This is a genomic window from Muricoccus radiodurans (assembly GCF_050154705.1).
In the GTDB taxonomy this organism is placed as follows: Bacteria; Pseudomonadota; Alphaproteobacteria; order Acetobacterales; family Acetobacteraceae; genus Roseomonas; species Roseomonas radiodurans.
In genome coordinates this window covers 3,219,841-3,236,717 of sequence record NZ_CP189561.1, presented here as the reverse complement: position 1 = coordinate 3,236,717, position 16,877 = coordinate 3,219,841, and the positions used below count along the sequence as shown (strand labels likewise).

The 16,877-nt window shown below is 68.4% G+C and carries 13 protein-coding genes and 3 pseudogenes; 9 read left to right on the top strand and 7 right to left on the bottom strand.

Going from position 1 to position 16,877, the window contains the following annotated elements; genetic code table 11:
- Positions 1 to 104 precede the first annotated feature (104 nt).
- The 3 genes from ACP6CK_RS15560 to ACP6CK_RS15550 are packed head-to-tail and all read left to right on the top strand — an operon-like array spanning position 105 to position 1,587.
- Positions 105 to 497, top strand: coding sequence for a hypothetical protein (locus ACP6CK_RS15560; protein ID WP_426954212.1), 393 nt, complete (start codon positions 105 to 107; stop codon positions 495 to 497).
- Complete coding sequence (locus ACP6CK_RS15555) at positions 497 to 859, top strand: DUF3489 domain-containing protein (protein WP_426954211.1); 363 nt, start codon at positions 497 to 499, stop codon at positions 857 to 859. Before ACP6CK_RS15560 ends, ACP6CK_RS15555 begins: the two co-directional genes overlap by 1 nt.
- A complete protein-coding gene (locus ACP6CK_RS15550; protein ID WP_426954210.1) occupies positions 859 to 1,587 on the top strand; it encodes a recombinase family protein in 729 nt (242 codons plus the stop codon). Before ACP6CK_RS15555 ends, ACP6CK_RS15550 begins: the two co-directional genes overlap by 1 nt.
- A 115-nt stretch (positions 1,588 to 1,702) precedes the next feature.
- Here the strand turns inward: ACP6CK_RS15550 and ACP6CK_RS15545 are convergent, their stop codons facing one another.
- Positions 1,703 to 2,683, bottom strand: coding sequence for a LysR family transcriptional regulator (locus tag ACP6CK_RS15545; RefSeq protein WP_426954209.1), 981 nt, complete (start codon positions 2,681 to 2,683; stop codon positions 1,703 to 1,705).
- Between the two features lie 110 nt (positions 2,684 to 2,793).
- On the opposite strand from ACP6CK_RS15545, the pseudogene ACP6CK_RS15540 reads away from it, so the two are divergent.
- Positions 2,794 to 3,552 (top strand): annotated as a pseudogene (locus ACP6CK_RS15540) (hypothetical protein); the annotation flags it as partial.
- Positions 3,553 to 3,625: 73 nt separating this feature from the next.
- Complete coding sequence (locus tag ACP6CK_RS15535; RefSeq protein ID WP_426954208.1) at positions 3,626 to 4,300, top strand: MFS transporter; 675 nt, start codon at positions 3,626 to 3,628, stop codon at positions 4,298 to 4,300.
- On the opposite strand, the gene ACP6CK_RS15530 is transcribed toward ACP6CK_RS15535, so the two are convergent.
- The 3 genes from ACP6CK_RS15530 to ACP6CK_RS15520 are packed head-to-tail and all read right to left on the bottom strand — an operon-like array spanning position 4,266 to position 8,558.
- Complete coding sequence (locus ACP6CK_RS15530; protein ID WP_426954207.1) at positions 4,266 to 5,330, bottom strand: ABC transporter ATP-binding protein; 1,065 nt, start codon at positions 5,328 to 5,330, stop codon at positions 4,266 to 4,268. The genes ACP6CK_RS15535 and ACP6CK_RS15530 overlap by 35 nt on opposite strands.
- On the bottom strand, positions 5,327 to 7,522 hold the full coding sequence (locus tag ACP6CK_RS15525) for an ABC transporter permease (RefSeq protein ID WP_426954206.1): 2,196 nt from the start codon (positions 7,520 to 7,522) through the stop codon (positions 5,327 to 5,329). The genes ACP6CK_RS15530 and ACP6CK_RS15525 overlap by 4 nt, the downstream gene beginning before the upstream one ends.
- Before the next feature lie 10 nt (positions 7,523 to 7,532).
- The gene (locus ACP6CK_RS15520) at positions 7,533 to 8,558 is read right to left on the bottom strand and encodes an ABC transporter substrate-binding protein (protein ID WP_426954205.1); all 1,026 of its coding nucleotides are present in this window, start codon (positions 8,556 to 8,558) and stop codon (positions 7,533 to 7,535) included.
- Positions 8,559 to 8,738: 180 nt separating this feature from the next.
- Between ACP6CK_RS15520 and ACP6CK_RS15515 the strand changes: the two genes are divergently transcribed.
- The gene (locus ACP6CK_RS15515) at positions 8,739 to 9,722 is read left to right on the top strand and encodes a Bug family tripartite tricarboxylate transporter substrate binding protein (RefSeq protein ID WP_426954204.1); all 984 of its coding nucleotides are present in this window, start codon (positions 8,739 to 8,741) and stop codon (positions 9,720 to 9,722) included.
- Positions 9,723 to 10,164: 442 nt separating this feature from the next.
- Here the strand turns inward: ACP6CK_RS15515 and ACP6CK_RS15510 are convergent.
- The 3 genes and pseudogenes from ACP6CK_RS15510 to ACP6CK_RS15500 all read right to left on the bottom strand — a co-directional run.
- A pseudogene (locus tag ACP6CK_RS15510) lies at positions 10,165 to 10,312 on the bottom strand (ATP-binding domain-containing protein); the annotation flags it as partial.
- Positions 10,313 to 10,364: 52 nt separating this feature from the next.
- Complete coding sequence (locus ACP6CK_RS15505; RefSeq protein WP_426954203.1) at positions 10,365 to 11,471, bottom strand: alpha/beta fold hydrolase; 1,107 nt, start codon at positions 11,469 to 11,471, stop codon at positions 10,365 to 10,367.
- 691 nt (positions 11,472 to 12,162) lie between these two features.
- On the bottom strand, positions 12,163 to 13,710 hold the full coding sequence (locus ACP6CK_RS15500) for a tetratricopeptide repeat protein (protein WP_426954202.1): 1,548 nt from the start codon (positions 13,708 to 13,710) through the stop codon (positions 12,163 to 12,165).
- A 1,043-nt stretch (positions 13,711 to 14,753) separates the two neighbouring features.
- Between ACP6CK_RS15500 and ACP6CK_RS15495 the strand changes: the two are divergent.
- The 3 genes and pseudogenes from ACP6CK_RS15495 to ACP6CK_RS15485 all read left to right on the top strand — a co-directional run.
- A pseudogene (locus ACP6CK_RS15495) lies at positions 14,754 to 15,296 on the top strand (N-acetylmuramidase domain-containing protein); the annotation flags it as partial.
- Between the two features lie 74 nt (positions 15,297 to 15,370).
- Positions 15,371 to 15,652, top strand: coding sequence for a peptidoglycan-binding domain-containing protein (locus ACP6CK_RS15490; RefSeq protein WP_426954201.1), 282 nt, complete (start codon positions 15,371 to 15,373; stop codon positions 15,650 to 15,652).
- Positions 15,653 to 16,449: 797 nt separating this feature from the next.
- Positions 16,450 to 16,836, top strand: a complete 387-nt coding sequence (locus tag ACP6CK_RS15485; protein ID WP_426954200.1) for a hypothetical protein — start codon at positions 16,450 to 16,452, stop codon at positions 16,834 to 16,836.
- Positions 16,837 to 16,877 lie beyond the last annotated feature (41 nt).

The following is a 16,877-nucleotide window of genomic DNA, read 5'->3' as shown; positions in this document are numbered from 1 at the left end:
AAGGTCATGCGCAGCCGCGGACATAGGCTGCCGCCCCGCCCCTCTCGCGGCATGGCTTCGGGTCGTAGGACCCGGCCGATCGGGTCCGGATCCGGAAGCCGACGATGCCCCTCTCCAACACGCAGAGCCTGCTGCTGAGCCAGGCGAGCCAGCACCCGATGGGGCTCGCGAAAGCGCCTGACCACCCGCCCGCTGCCACCCGCAACGCTGTCGTGCGCAGCCTGCTCAAGGCCGGGCTACTGGAGGAGCTCGCCGCGCCGGCCGAACACCGCGACCTAGGCTGGCGCCAGGATGAGGACGGCACGCCGGTGGCGGTGCGGATCACCGCGGCCGGGCTGCGCGCGATCGGAGTCGAGCGCGAGGGCGCAGCGGCGCCACAGGGGGCACAGGAGGGGGATGGGCCGCAAGGCGCCGCCACATCCATCCTGGCAGACCAGGAGGAGCCCACACCGGCGACAGGGCGCTGTCCCTGCGTGAGGCCGCCGAGGCAGTGCTGATGGCCCGGGATGCCGGCCCGGATCGCCCCGATCTGCCGCCGGCGGTAGAGGCCCTGCGCACTACCCTGAACCGCCGCACCGCTACCCGCCCGCTCCGCGGCCCTGCCACCTCACGCCGCCCCCGCGAGGGCACGAAGCAGCAGGCCGTCCTAGCCCTCCTGCACCGGCCTGAGGGCGCCACCATCGCCGACGTGATGACCGCGACCGGCTGGGCCCAGCACACCGTCTGCGGCTTCCTCGCTGGGCTGAAGAGGAAGGGCCACGCGGTGGAGGTCCTGGAGCGCATCCGGCAGGTCGGGCGGGGCAAGGAGGGGGCTAAGAGCAGCTACAGCATCTACCGCGTGCAGGAGCGGCAGGGTTGATGGCCGCCCGGCGCTCCTCCACCCAACCCCGGTACGCCGTAGCCCTCTACCGCGTCTCCACCGCCGAGCAGGGCCACTCCGGGCTGGGACTGGAGGCCCAGCAGGCCAGCGTCCGCGTGTTCGTCGGGCGCGAGGGCTGGATCCTGGTGGCCGAGCATCAGGACATCGCCTCTGGCAAGGACGATCGCCGGCCAGGGTTCCAGGCCGCCCTGACCCGCTGCCGGCAACTAGGGGCAGTCCTCGTGGCGGCTCGCCTCGATCGGATCACCCGGCGGGCACACACGCTCTCCGGCCTGCTTGAGGATGGGCTTTCGATTCGGGCCGCCGACATGCCGAGTGCGGACGACCTGATAATGCGGGTCTACGCGGCAATGGCCCAGAAGGAGCGGGAGCTCATCTCCGAGCGCACCAGGGCGGCACTGGCGGCAGCGAGGGCGCGCGGGGCGGTGCTGGGCGGGGACAGAGGGTGGAGGCCGCCGGCACCACCTTGCGCCCGCTCGGCGGCGTTGGCACGGCGGGAGCAGGTGGAGCGGGCGGCGCACCGGCTGACACTAGAGATTGAGCGACTTCGGGCTAAGGGCATCGGCGGAATGGCGGCGCTGGCGCGGTCGTTGAACGAGCGAGGAGTGCCGACGCCTGCGGGACGGGGTGCTTGGACGCATACGACGGTCGCCCGGGTGCTTGAGCGCCTGGGGCTGCAGCCGATGTTGGCTGCGATGATCTCCTGACGTCTGGAGCTGGCCGTAAGCGGCATGTCCGCTTCCGGCGGAAATCAACGAGCAGCGGACGTCGGAACTGTGATCGTGGAGGGTAGCTTGGCTGCCTCCGCGAGCCGCCGGCCCGTTACTGCGGCGCCGGGTCCACGCCGGGCGTGAGCGGGGCGGCCTCGCGGATCGCCTCAAGGAACAGCCGGACCGGTCCAGGCATCCAGCGACCCTTCAGGGTGAGCGCCGCGATCGCGCCGGCGCTGTCCTCGGCGATGATGTCGAGGGTTCTGAGCCAGGGCGCATTCGTTGGGTGGTGCAGCATCGTGCGGGGCAGCATGGAGATGTGGCACCCACCCGCGATGAGGCTCATCCGCATCGCGATCGAGACCGAGGTGACGGCTGCCCGCGGCAGCGGCAGCCCCTCCCGGGCGAAGACGGCCGCGACGAGCCGGCCGAGGAAGGTGTCGGGTGGCGAAAGCGTCCAGGGCTCCTCCATCACGTCCGCGAGCCGCAGGTCCTTGCGGCGCAGCAGCGGGTTGCGCCGGTCTGCGACCGCCACCAGCGGCACCCGGAACAGCCAGGCCGCGTCGAGGTCCGCATCGCCCGCACCGAGACCGTAGCGCGTCACGACCACGTCCAGCCGCCGCGCCCGGAGGTCCGCGAGGAGCGTCCCGGTGTCGCTGATCTCGACGTCGAAGGTCATGCGCGGCCGGTCGCGGGCGAGGTGCCGGATGGCCTCCGCCACCGTGAAGGTCATCGGCTCCGTCGTGCCGATCCTCACCTCGCCCACGTTCGGATCGGCGAGATGGGCGAGGTCCCGGGCGCCCTGGCCGAACTCGTCGATGATGGCCCGCGCCCGCTCGGCCATCGCCTCGCCGAACACCGTGGGACGGATCCCCCGGGCGTCGCGCTCGAGCAGCGGCACGCCGAGCTCGCTCTCCATCTCCTGCATGGCTTTCGACACCGCCGGCTGGGTCAGCGCGAGACGTCCTGCGGCCTTCGCCATGCTGCCGCTCTCGAGCACGACGAGGAGGGTGTGGAGGTCACGAAGGCGGAGACGGCGGGCGAGGCGGGAGGCGATCAGGGAGTCCAGGGGTATTCCCTCCGGTTGGCTCACCCCGAGAAGACACAAATTCTGCTTTGATCAACAAGGGTCCAGCTTCGGTCGCATCGGACGCGCCGGCGACGACCACATGGCGATACCTCCTTTCCCGACGATCACCGGCGATGCCGCTGCAGCGGACCGCGGAATGTCCCCTTGGCTCGTGGTGGCCGGCGCCTTCCTGGTCTCCCTGGCGGGCTGGGGCACCGTCTACGCTTTCGCGACCCTCGTTCCGGGCATGGCGTGGGCTGCGGGCACGTCCGAGGCCTCAGTCGGCGTCGTCTACGCCCTCCCCGGTGCCCGCGGCTTCCTCACGGGCCCTCTCCGGGCCGATGGCGGACCGGGTTGGGCCGCGGCTGCCCGCGATCATCGGGATGCTCCTCTGCGGCCTGGGCCTCGTGCTCTCGGGTGAGGCCACGAGCGTCATCGAGTTCTGCCTGAGCTTCGGCCTTCTCATCGGCACCGGTGTCGGCCTCGCCTACGCGCCGGCCATGGCTGCCGTGGGGTGCCGCTTCACCGCGCGCCGGGGTCTCGCCTGCGGCATCGCGGCGAGCGGCATCGGCGCGGGTACTCTGGCGATTTCGTTCGTGACGGCGGCGTTGGAGCCTGCGGGCGAACTGCAACTGCTCCTTCTCGGCCTCGTCGTGAGCGGCGTCGGCTTTCCTGGCGCGCTGATGCTGGGCGGCCGCGGGGGATCCCGCGCAGCAGGAGCGGAGGGCCTGCCGCTCGCGACGGTTCGACGGAGCGCCGCCTTCGCCCACCTCTACCTCGGCGTACTGCTCCTCTCCGTGTCGGCCGCCCTGCCCTTCTCCGCGCTCGTCCCCGGCGCCGAACGCGCCGGCCTAGCGCGGGACGAGGCGCTCGCGCTCATCGGGCTGATTGGGATCGGGTCCGTGGTCGGCCGCATCCTGCTCGGCGTCGTCGCGGACCGGATCGGGCGGACCGCCGGCCTCTCTGGTGTCCTGCCTCGGGATGAGCCTCTCGATCCTCCTCTGGGCCGTGAGCGGGCTGCCGGTGCTGGCTCCCTTCGCCCTCCTTTTCGGAGTCTTCCAGGGCGGCTTCGTGGCGCTCACCTCTGCCGTTGTCGTCGACCTGTTCGGAGCGCGTGCGGCTTCCGGCGCGAATGGCCTTCTCCTGACGGCTCGCGGCATCGGCATGCTGGTGGGTATCCCGGCTATCACGGGCGCGGCGACGGTGCTGGGCGACGCGCTCCCCCTTGTCGCGGTTGCCCTACTCGGACTGGCCGGATGCGCTCTCCTCATGGTCCTCGCGACCGGGCGCGATCGCGGAGCGCGCGCCGCCTCGCCCGGCCACCTCCCGGGGTATTCCGTCCCGCTTGAGCCCCCTAACCAGAAACGAATTCTGGGTTGGAGCGGCATTCCGCATTCTCCGCCCGATCGCGAAGGAGTACCCGCACATGACCATCTTTCGACGCGAGATGCTCCTCGCAGGTCTCGGGGCCGCGGTGCTCCCGCGTTGTCGGTGCCAACACTTTTCGACGCGCCCGCCCGACAGCCCAAGCGATCGTTTGACTGCGTCGCCCATGAACAGTCGGGAGACTGCGATGTCAGTAGATGTGTACGGACGGGCGCAATGGTTACACAGAGAGGATCGCCAGACCCCGCTGACTGAAGCGCAATCCAACCGACGCTCCGACTGCCCGCGCGCGGTCTGTCTCGGGCGAGATGACGAAGACGTTTCCAGCTTCGGTTGATACAGTGTACTCCATAACTCCTCCGAGATAGGCGGCCTTTGCGACCGTTCCGCCCAGCATGGCGGCGGGATCATCAGCCGCTGTGACCGCAACAGCCTCGGGACGAAGAGCGAGCTCCACCGGCCCGTCCGCGGCGCCGCGGTGCGGCAGGGTGATCCGCGCCCCGCCCAACGTCACCTCCCCGTCCCGGGCATCCAGCCGTCGCAGCATAGCGGGCAGCCGGTTCGCCTCCCCGACAAAGCCCGCGACGAAGGAGGTGGCGGGTGCCTCGTACAGTTCCCGCGGCGTGCCTTCCTGCGCGATGACCGCTTGGTTCATCACGATGACCTTGTCGGAGATTGCCAGCGCCTCCGCCTGATCATGCGTGACATAGACCACGGTGACGCCGAGGCGCTGCTGCAACTCGCGGATCTCCTCCCGCATGTGGCGGCGGAGGCGGGCGTCCAGGTTCGACAGCGGCTCGTCGAAGAGCAGAACGGAGGGTTCCAACACGAGGGCACGCGCGACCGCGACACGCTGCTGCTGCCCACCGGAGAGTTCGGAGGGCAGGCGCGCGCCGTACCCCTTGAGCCCGACGCTCTCCAGGGCCGCTTCGGCCGCGGCGCGCGCTTCGGCCTTCGGGCGGCGAGAGATGACGAGGCCGTAGGAGACATTCTCCAGTACCGTCAGGTGCGGGAAGAGCGCGTAGGACTGGAACACCATAGAGACGTCGCGCTCGGCCGGCGGCAGGGCGGAGACGTCCCGGCCGCCGATCAGCACGCGCCCCTCGGTTGGGTATTCCAGCCCGGCGATCATCCGCAGCGTCGTCGTCTTGCCACATCCGGAGGGGCCGAGCAGGGTGCACAGCGTGCCGGCTGAGATGGTGAAGGACACGTCGCGCACCGCCGCCGCATCCGGGCCGAAGCGCTTCCAGACCCTTTCGAAGCGGACCTCTGCCGCACGGCTCATGCCGCTGCTCCCCTTCCCATCGGCACGGGCGCGGCCGCGGCGGTTCGGCGCCCGATTCGGCGCCGCCCCACCAGCAACTGCATCAGGCCTAGCGCCAGAACCATCACGCCGATCAGCACCACGGCGGTCGCGATCGCCAGCCCGTAGTCGCCGTTGATCACTCGATTGACGATGAAGACCGTCGCCAGCTCCACATCTGCCGTGACGAGGAAAATGACCGCCGAGATCGTCGTCATAGCGCGCACGAAGGCGTAGATGAGGCCGGCGATGATGGCCGGCCGCAGCAGCGGCAGGACCACGCGACGGAAGGCGTCGCCCCCGCCGCCGCCGAGCGTGTAGGACGCCTCGTCCAGCGATTTGTCGATCTGCGCCATCGCCGCCATGCCCGATCGGAGGCCGACCGGCAGGTTCCGGAAGACGAAGCAGGCGACAATGATCGCCCCCGTTCCCGCCAGTTCCAGCGGTGGCACGTTGAAGGCGTGGACATAGGCGACGCCGATCACCGTTCCCGGCACGGCGAAGGACAGCATCGTTGCGAACTCCAGCACGCCCCGGCCCGCGAAGCGCGTCCGGCTGAACAGCCATGCCGAAACGATGCCCAGCGCCGCCGTGATCGGGGCGGCGATGGCAGCAAGCGTGACCGTCGTGATGACGCTGTTCCAGGCGAGGCCCGTGAACTGCCCGCCCTGAATCTCGAAGGCCTTGACGATGTGGCGCAGGGTCGGCGTGAAGTCGCGCCCCCAGACCTCCACGAAGCCACCGGAAATCGCGAGGCCGTAGAGCACGACCGTGAGCCCGGCCCAGGGGATCACCACGGCGAGCAGGAGCCGCCGCACGCCGACGGGCAGCGGCGGCGCGATGCCGGAATCCCCCTTGCCCCCGATCGAGACGAAGGACTTCCGCGCCGTCAGCTGCCGCTGAAGCGCGAAGACGCCGAGGGCGAGCATGAGCAGCACGAGGGAGAGGGTGGCGGCGCGGCCCGGATCGGCCTGGGCACCGACGACCGCGAAGAAGATCTCGGTGGATAGCACGCCGAACTGGCCGCCGAGCACGATCGGGTTGCCGAAATCCGCCATGCTCTCCACGAAGCCGAGGAGGAAGGCATTGGCCAGCCCCGGCCGGAGCAGCGGCAGGGTGACGGTGCGGAAGGTGTCACGCGGCGTGGCGCGCAGGGTGGAGGAGGCCTCTTCCAGCGTCGGAGATAGGCCCTCCACAACGCCGATGAGCACGAGGAAAGCGATCGGCGTGAAGGCGAAGAGCTGCGCCAGCAGCACGCCGGGCAGCCCGTAGATCCAGCGCCCCAGCTCCAGCCCGAAAAGCGATGCCGCCGCCTGCGAGACGAGCCCCGATCGCCCGAAGATGAGGATCAGGCCGAGGCCGAGGATGAAGGGCGGGGTCACGATCGGCAGCACCGTCAGCCAGCGCAGCGGCGTCGCCAGCCGCAGCCGCCCCCGCACCACCAGCAGGGCAAAGGCGAGGCCGAGTGCGGTGGTGCCGGCGGCCGTCAGCAGTCCGAGCGCCACCGTGTTCCACACCACCCCGCAGCGCGGCGCGCCGGCGAGGCAGCCGAGCGACCAGAGCCGCTCATCCGCGAGGCGCGAGAGCACCGAAGCGGGCGCGAAGCCGCCCCCGTCGCGAAAGGCATCCGCGAGCAGGGCGACAAGCGGTTGGGCCGTGAAAAGGGCGATGGAGAGCGCGACGACCACCGCCGCTCCCGCCGTGAAGGCGTCGCCCCGGAAGGCGCCGCGGCCCGCCAATCCTGCCGCCAGCACGATCGCCAGGGACGCGCCGACGATGGCGCCGCCGAGGCCGATCCCGTACTGCCGGTCCTCCATCGGGCCGAAGGCGTTCAGCCACCCCGCCGTCCAGCCCTGCACGCCGATCGCGTAGCCCTGGGCGAGCAGGAGCGTGAAGCCGAGGCCGCCCGCGACGAGGAAGGCCATCGCCCGGGCCTGCCGCGGCAGGGGCACCAGGGCGGCGATCACGGCCAGAGCAGGGGCCCCAACCGCCGGCCAAAGCCACCACCGTCCGTTGAACAGCGCCTGCCCGATCGCCGGGGCGAAGTCCGGGTCGCTCAGCCAGGTTCCGCCCGTTAGCGGCGTCGCGGCGACCCCGTCCTGCAGAAGATACCACGGCAGGAGCAGCGCCGCTGCCAGCCCGATTCCACCGCCCCAGAGGCCCGCGGCGCGCATCGCCCCACCCTCAGCGCGGCAGCGAGTTCACCTCGCGATCCCAGCGCTCGATCAGCCGCCGGCGCTCGGCACTCGTGCCGTAGCGGGCGAAGTCATACTCGATGAGCCGGATCTGGCTCATCTGCGGCGCCTCGGCGGGCACGGAGGCGTTGCGGTTGGACGGGGTCTGGAACTGCTTCGTCTCGGCGCCGAGCGCCTGCGCCGCTGGGGTCAGCGCCCAGTCATAGAAGCGGCGCGCGTTCCGCTCGTTCCGGCTGCCGCGGATGATGGACATCGAGCCGATCTCGTACCCTGTTCCCTCACAGGGAACCGCGTTGGCTACGGGGAAGCCGCCCAGCCGCTCCGTCACGGCGTCATGGACGAAGGAGATGGAGACCCCCGTCTCCCCCCGCGCCACCGCCTTGATCGGCGCGGTCCCGGAGCGCGGATAGGCGTTGATGTTGCGATGCAGGTTGCGCAGGTACTCGAAGGCCGGGTCTTCACCCATCAGCTGCACCAGCGTTGCGATCATGACATAGGCGGTGCCGCTGGACTGCGGGTTGGCCATCTGAATCTCGTTCCGGAAGCGTGGTTCCAGAAGGTCGCGCCAGCAAGCAGGCGGGGTGATGTTGCGGCGGGCGAGAAGCTCCGTGTTGAACCCGAAGCCGAGCGCACCGGCGTAGATGCCGACGGTGCGGTAGCGGCTGTCGCGTGCCTGGCGCTGCGCCCAGTCATGCAACTGATCGAGCATGGGGGATCTATATTCGGCCGAAAGGTTATCCTCGGCGGCCTGGAGGTGTGGATCGCCCGTGCCGCCATACCAAACGTCGCCGCGCGGGTTCTGCGCCTCGGCCCGGATCTGCGCCAGGACCTCGCCCGAGCCCTTCTGGGACATGGAGACCCGGATTCCCGTCTCGCGCTGGAAGGCATTGGCCGCCGCCTGACACCACTCGACCTGGGCAGAACAGTAGAGGTTCAGCGATCCTTGGGCGCTGGCGGGTGCCGCCCACCAGAGGGCGACAGCGGGAACGGCAGCCAGCAAGGCGCGGCGGAACATCGTGACGTCTCCCCGGTTCGTCGCCTGAGAGCGACTGTCATTGAGTTGCAAGAAAAACGTCATGGAAGCAAGAGTGGGCCGGGGATTGTGGCAGTTGGGTCCGACACGATGCACTCGGTCCCCTGGATCACGAGGCCTGAGGCCTGGACCCGGCCATATCCGGGAGAGGATATGTTAACGATGATGAACCGGCGCGCTGCCCTCGCTGCCACCGTGGCGTCCACGGTGCTCCCTCTCGTTGCGACCGATGTGCGCGCGCAGTCGGAATATCCCAATCGGCCCATCCGGTTGCTGGTGGGCTTCCCGCCTGGGGGAGGCGTCGACCTGACAGCGCGGCCGCTTCTACCGCATCTTCAGCCACGCCTCGGTCAGCCGGTCGTGGTGGAAAACCGGCCAGGGGCGAACGGTAACCTCGCTGTCGATGCGGCGTGCAAGGCTCCAGCGGATGGCTATACGCTGCTGGTCGGCAACACGGGGCCGCTGGCCGCTAATCATGCACTCTACCGGAACCTGCCCTTCGACACGCAGCGGGACCTGACGCCAGTCGCGCAACTTATCTCCACGCCGCTCGTCCTGGTCGTCTCTCCCAACCTCGGCGTGAACAGCCTGCGGGATCTGCTGGCGATGGCGCGTGCTAAGCCGGACGAGCTGAACATGGGAACGGGCGGAAACGGCGGGTCTCCGCATCTCTGCCTGGAGGCAATCAAACAGCGGGAAGGGCTAGAGATTGTCCATGTTCCCTATCGCGGCTCCGCCCCAGCCTTGCAGGACTTAATTGGTGGCCGGATCCAGTTGATGATCGACACCTACAACCTCTTTCGTGGGGCGCATGAGGCAGGGCAGGTGAAGGTGTTGGCCATCAGCAGCCTTCAGCGCCACCCCTCCTTGCCGGACGTTCCCACCATGGACGAGGCCGGGCTGACCGGGTTCGAGTCCGTCGGCTGGGTCGGACTCTTCGCGCCTGCCGCTACACCGGTGCCCATTCTGGACAGGCTGGAGGAGGCAGTGCGCGGCGCCATGACGGGGACCGACCTGCCGCAAACCTACCTGTCACAGGGTGGTCTCCCCAGTTTTTCCGGACGAGCAGCATTCGGGGCAGTTGTCGGGCGAGACCGTCAGCGCCTCGGCGAACTGATTCAGAAGGTGGGCGTGCGGCTCGACTGAGCCTGCTAACAGTTGAGGCAGAGAGGCCTGCATGTGCGCTGCGATCCGGGCCAATCTGCCCCACCGTGACCTTCTCTGACGTATAGAGCCTGCTACGATGCCAAGTGAGCCAGCGCCCCGCCGAACCGGCCGGGCGCCCCTGCCCTCCGGGAGAGTACTGGGTAGTGAGATGCCGCCGTACTCGCCGCGTTCATCCGATGCCTGCATGCTGGACATCACTCCATGTCCCCCATCAACCTAGGAATGGCTAGGTAGTGCTCGAGCATCGTAGGCGTTCAGGTCTGGTGCATATGTCTGTTCAGTGACCGTCCTCCTCAGCCGACGAATGATGAAGGGCAACTTCTCGCTCTTGTCATCTCGAAAGCTGACGTTCCGCTATCGGCCGGTCTGAGCCATTGCCCAGCAGATGGCACGGGGCTCGTCAGCTCGCAGTAGCCTCCATTCACTCACTGAACTTGGACCACCGACGTCGCGTGTTCCAATTCTTCACCACGATAGCGAGCGCGCCGGTAGCCGACGAGCACGACCAGCTTCTCGCCCCGGGTCACGCCGGTGTAGAGGAGGTTCCTCGCCAGCATGGCGTAGTGCTGGTGTCTGGTTCGGCCGTAGCAGCGAATGGGGCGCGTGGCATGACCTCCGCCGCTATCGCCAGAGCCCCTGCGTGGCGAGCCAATCCTGAACGAGGCCGGCGACCACGTCGCTGTTTCGGTCCATCATCAGCATGTGGCTGTTCCCGTGAATGCCCCGCGACGGCAGATCGACATCCTCAATACGTCCGCCTGCCTCGCGGATCGCGGCAGCGAAGCGGCGGGCGCTGGTACGGATGACGGACCAGCGTGGATCGGCATCCACATAGTCGCCATAGACCAGCAATTGCGGCACGTCCTTCAGCCTTGCCGCTTCGGCGATCGCCCCCGTTCCCGCCGGCTCCACCAGCACGAGGGCACGGAACAGGTCAGGGCGTCGCTGCGCGACCTGCCAGGCGAAGGCACCGCCCTGACTATGGGCGATCACGACGCTCGGACCGACGCGCTCGAGCAGCGCCACGTACGCGGCCAGCACGTCTTCGTCGGTGTCGAGGTAGCGGGGCACCACCTGGCGCATGAAGGAGAGGTAGTTCTCGGGCTCGGCGGGGAATTGGTTGCCGGGCAGCACCGTGCCTCGGGCCTGCGAGCCGGGACCATCACCGATGCGGAAGCGCTCCCAAGGGTTCTGCATCGGCAAATGCAGGGGAGGGGCGTAGATTTCGGGAACCATGGCGGCGCCGCTGCGCCCGCGCTCCACCGCGTCGGTGACGTAGGTCGCCCAGCCCCGGCGGAGGAAGAAGGCATCCCACCCCTCGCGCCCGTCCGGCGTCGTTTCCCAGGTCACACCCGTCAGATATGCACCGTGCCAGAGCATCAACGGCGCGGTACCACGCTGCGGAGCCGGGACCATGAAGCGGGCGTACATCGCGCCGACTATGTGAACGCCGTTCGGGTCGATCCTCAGCGGCGCGCTGCCGACGGTGGGAAGGTACTCCCGCACCGGCCTGCCTGAGAGTTCCACCAGGCGCCCTCCCACATGGAAGGAGCCGAAGCGCTCCAGCGTAATCGGGCCTCCGCTGCCTGCAGGCTGCGCGTTCGCGTGGCCAATCGCAAGCATGCCTACCGTGGCAAAGCTAAAGAGAGCCCCGCGGCCCCAGGCTCCCAGCTGCCTTGTCCCGGCCTGTGCTGCTGACGTCGTGCTGCCCGGGTCGAACTTTGCCATTTTGTGATCCTCCGCGCAGCAGCCACACCGCCGCGAGGATCATCCAAGCGAAACCGACGCAGAGTGCCAATCGCCCGGAGGCGCGTGAGCCCGGCGCAAGCTCGGGACCAAAGCGACGCGTTGGTGAAAGCTTGTAGGAGGGCAGGGCAGAGGGACACGGAATCAGTGCTGTCCGGCCAAACCAGAATAGAAGTGATTACAACACACTAAGCCTTGTTGCCTAAATCACCCAACTCCCAAGCTCCGGAGAAGAACCGCCCTCCGGAGAGAGAAAACGCCAGTCGTTCCGAAATCGAACTATAAAGCTGCGCACGCAAATACCTGCGGCACGGGGTGCACTACTGCACCGCGAACACGGCAGAGAGACTTCGGCTTTTAGAAGATTGGAGCAGCGAGAGGAACAGAAATCCAAAATTCGCTGGGAAAGGGGCGCCTCCCGATGTGGGCGCCGAGTGCGTTAGCAGCGTACGCTCGGATCGGTCGGGGACGCGAGGCAACTCGCGTCCTAACCGGGATGGGCTCCGAAGTTTGCTCTGACCGAGCCCCGATGGCCAGCATTACCGCCATGACCCAGGAGCGGAGCTGGGCAGGTCGGCTGACATCGTAGGCGCCGGCTTTCGGAGCTCCGCGACCTTGGGGGCCGAAACGGACGACCACGGCCGCACTGGCCAGGTTGCGGAACTTAAGGGGATCAACGGGCGGGGGCAGTCTGGCCTGTGAGGCGCCGCAGCGCCGCGTCGGCGTTCGAATTCCCTGCGGCGGCCGCGAGGTGGTAGAGCCGCAGGGCCTCCGTCCCGTCCGGGCGCAGGCCGCCACGTCCTTCCTCAGTCATCTGGCCCAACCGAAATTGGGCGGGAGGGAAGCCGGCGTCGCTCGCGAGACGGAGCATGCGGAGGAATTCGGCGGGATTCACGGCCAAGCCGAGGCGGCCGTTCTCGTAAGCGTCAGCGAGGGTGTTGGCAGCCAGCCGATGGCCCGCCTCCGCCGCAAGGCGGAAGAGACGGACGGCTTCCGGCAGGTTCGGCGACAGGCCAAGGGTGCCGTTCTGGTTGGCCTGAGCAAGGGCCAGGAGCGCGCCGGCGTGACCCTTCTCCGCACTGAGGGTGTAGTACCGCAGCACCTCGCGGTCGCTCCTCTCCAGCCCCGCGACGCCGAAGCGGTGGAGCATCGCGAGCTGATACTCCGCTACGGCATTCCCGCGCGCGGCTGCCAGGCGATATAGCCGTACCGCTTCCCGCGCCTCCCGCTCCGCGACGTCCTCTGGGATGCCGCGCGCGGCCGATGCCTCGGAAGCGACGGAACCCGCATAGGCGACGAACCGTGCTTCGTCGGGCCATTCCGCCATCGCGCGCGCGCAGGCGGCCCGCGCGGCGGGCACGTCCATCGGGCGCGAGCCGCCGACACCGTCCGCAAAAGCCGGCACGCGGCCCATCTCGTAGCGGGGCGGCTGGGCGAGCCGGTCACAAGCCTGCGCAGGGGCAGCCGCTGCGGGGCGGGGCGGCTGTGCAGGGGCTGCTTCAGGCTTGGCCATCGCATTCCCGTTTGATGCCGCCGGCCCAGCCATTATCGGCGCAGCAGGCGCGGCACCCCGTGGTGGCACCGCCACGGACGATCCAGGGTTCGGCGGCAAGCCCGCCTGGGCGGGGCCGTCACGGCGAGGTGCCTCGAAGCCTGCTGCGCGCAAGCCGTTGATGAAATTGCCCGTGATCTCCGTCGCCGTAGTGACAACGCGCTCCCGAATTTCCTCTGGATTTCCGATGTTCACGCCGCTTGTCAGCCAAACGTAGCTATTCCGCGTCTCCGGCAAAGACGTGCCGGTGCTCACCACCCGTCCGCCTCGTACGAGCGCGCCAAGAGTAGCGACCATGGCGTAAGAGCAGCCAACGTCCGCCCCGAACATCGCGCCAGCCTGCTCAATCGTCACCGTGAGCAGGGGCACGGCGGTATCGTTCGGTTGCGGCACCAGTGCCGTTGCCGTTGCATTCAGCCGCTGCTGCACGCGTTGCCGCGGCGCCCCGACTCCGCCTGCCATGAGACGCTCCAAGACCGCATCGTGAATGGCCGGCAGTTGGGCATCGTCGAGGCAGTTTCCGCGTTCGGCAGCGTCACCCGTGAGAATCGTGACGACTCGGACATTCGAAATGCCGCGCAGCACTGTATTCGCATCTGCTGCCGGCTGCGCCACAGCAGGCAGCGCGAGCAGTGCGGCAGGAAGGAGGAAGGAGACGGTGCGCACCATAGAAGGTATCCAAAAGGAAGGGCGCTCGCTGTTCAGCGTAGCAATGAATTCGTCCAGCAGCCTGCCCTCATTAACCTCTCCCGACGAAGACGTCGAACGGCGGGAGCGCGAAACCGTGGAAGCGTGACGAGCCAGCATGGAACAGTTCTCCACCGGCCGCTTTCCGAAACTCTAGCAGCCGCTCTCTGTATTGAACGGTAGGTCTGCCGGTTTGAAAGCGCAAGGATACTCCTAACGCTGGCCGAATATGACGGGAACCGCTGAGGCTTCCTCTCAAGCAGAAAGGTAATGGGATCAACCACGGCGAATGGCCTCCGCAATGTGCCGTGCAAGATGCAGCAGCACAATCTGGCTTTCCTGAGAGGAAGAGTCCGCCGCCGGCGCAGGAGTTCATCATGGACGATCACAGCCGAAAAGGCCGCACACATTGAGCGACCTTTGCTCGCCTGAGTGCAGCTTCGGCCACCCAGGCGTCCACCGTCTCTGGCTCACACTCCATCGAGCCGGTCGGCGCCTCCAGCCGTACCAAACGCTCCCCTAAGGGCTTCTGACCTTAGGAGCCGCTGCGGGCCGAATTCGAGATCGGCTTGGTCGGCGGAGGTCAATCTCCGGCCCACCTTCGGCCCGCTCCGCCTTGAGGTCCACGAAGCGGACTGAATGCCGCGTGTCCCATCCACGCCGCTGCAGCTGGATCAGCGTAGCACCAGGGTTCGTGGTGCGCTTAAGCCAGGATCCTCTCAGCGCATAACCTCGGCCAGCACCAGCCCCATCGAGAAAAGACAGGCGGAGATGGTGCCGACAAGCACGAGAAGATCAACAGCGCGGGATTGGTTAATGGGCCGCCTCGCGCGGCTTCGCCCTGGCGACCGGGTCATCGAAGGATAGTCCCGACCAGCGCAAGAAGCGCGAGCGTCGCACTGCGTACAGCAAGGGAGCCATTGGGCGTCGTGAGCATCGGCACGCCTCTTACGAGCTTCCACCGCCTCTAACGGCGCCACCACAGCCGAAGCTTCGCCGCCGACCCGAATAAACAGGAGCACCCCATGAGCGTCAGCGCACCCGCGCTGTCGGCCGCCGCTGTGCGCGCGGCCGCCGTCCTGCGCCCTTCGCCACCCGGCCCCGAGGGGCGGCCCCGCCTCGGACCAGACGACTTTCGGCGCGCCGCCGCGCTGGCGGGCGCCAGCGAGATACAGCTCCGCGCGTTGGTGCTGACCGAGGTCGGCCAGGCAGGTGGGTTCCTATCCGACGGCTCCGGTCGGGCCCGCGCGCTCTACGAGGCGCACGTCTTCGGCCGGCAGACGGGCCACGTGTGGGACCGGAGCCACCCCACGCTGTCCCGTCCGGCCTGGGACCGCAGCCTCTACCGTGGCGGCGCGGCCGAGTATGGCCGCATCGAGGCTGCGGCCGAGCTCGACGCCGCCGCGGCGCTGCGCTCCGCTTCCTACGGCCTGGGCCAGATCCTCGGGGCCAATTACGCCCTCTGCGGGTTCGGCGACGTCTTCGCCTTCGTCGCGGCTCAGCAGCGTGGCGAGCCGGAGCAGCTTGAGACCTTCGTAGCCTTCCTGGGCGGCTCAGGCTTGGCGGACGAGCTGCGCGCCGTCAGCGCGGACCCGGTGGCCTGCGCGCCACTGGCCAGGGCCACAACGGCGCGGGCTACGCGGTGCACGGCTTTCACACTAAGCTCGCGGCCAACTTCGCCACCCTCGCCGGCACCGCGGTGCCGCCCTCAATCGCGGGCATGGTCCGGATCGGCCAGACCGGCGAGGCGGTGCGGCGCGTGCAGAAGGCGCTGAACCTGCAGTCCGGCCGCGCACCCATCCTGGTGGACGGCATCTTCGGCCGCGGCACCGAAGTCGCGGTTCAGCAGTTCCAGGCGGCGCACGACCTGCGGCCGGACGGCGCGGTCGGGCCGATCACTGCCAAGGCTCTTGGCCTCGGCTAAAGGCGTCGAATGCCCAGGCTGAGCCCGGGACAAGGAACGCGCGAGTTCGCTCGAGCCAGTCCGCCAAGGGCATCAGTCTCAAGCCGAAGGGCTCGCTCATGCCTTGCGCCTCGGATACGTGAGGTGACCCGTCTGAAGGGCGACGCACGATCTGCACGCGGTGCTTGATCCCGCGAGGGCGTGGATGGTTTTTAGCCCAGTCGCCGCCACCCTGCTGCAAGCCAATTGTCGCACAGGGCGGCAAGGCCTCCGGTACGATCTGGCCGCCATGGAGGATGAACCCCGACCGTCGTTCGAGGTTCCCGATCATCCGGTCTGACCAGGTCTGCAGCTGTGCGAGATCTTCGCCAGTGAAGAGTTCTCGGGATGCCACGCGATTTGCTTCTGACATGGCCGCGGACAGGAGCAGGGCCGTCCAGCCCGAGCAGTCGATGACCGGTGGGTCAGCGTCGAGACCGTTCGCCTTCACGCCGCCCTTGTAGCCAACCCGGCCGGTGTATCGCTCTACCAATGACCACATAGCGGCGCCCGACGCGGCCAGCCAATGTGGCGAATCTGCCATCCCAATCCTCCATCGCTGCGTCGCTCGAGCAAGAAGCTTCCGACGCGACCGCCCTGCTACCTACAGGCGGCAGCACTCCATCCCCATCATCTAGCTGGAGACGATCATAGAATTCACCCTTCTCGGGGCGAAGATGGCCCTGTCCGTGCAGGACATCCTGCTTCTCCTCGGCGCGGCTGTGGAGCGTGCTGCGGCTTGACTGAAGAAGCGGAAGGCGGACAGCCTCGCGAACATCGTGGGCGGCGCCGGGCCGCGGCGGGCCGGATCGTCCTGGCGCTGGCTGAAGGACCTGCCGGCCGGCGCGGACTGGGCCTCGGCACGGGCCGCGCTCGTGAAGAGCGAGCTCGACTGGCTGAAGCGCGAGTTCGACACCTCGGGCGCCCGCGCCGGCGCCACCCCGGCGAAGCTGGAGGGCATCCTTGAGGGCGAGGTCGGGAAGCTAGTCGCACCTGCCGCCACAGCCATTCCGCCCGCCGTGCTGGGGGAGGTGCTCACCGCAGCGCCTGCTCTGACGGATCCCCTCGCTGAGCGGCTCACCGGCGTGCTGGAAGAATTTCGTGGGGAGATGGCCGGCACGCGGCTGCCGACGCCCACCTGGAGCACACCTCATCGCAAGTGGTAATCCTTTCTACGCTTCGCGCGTTAAGGCTGGGCTGAAGCCAC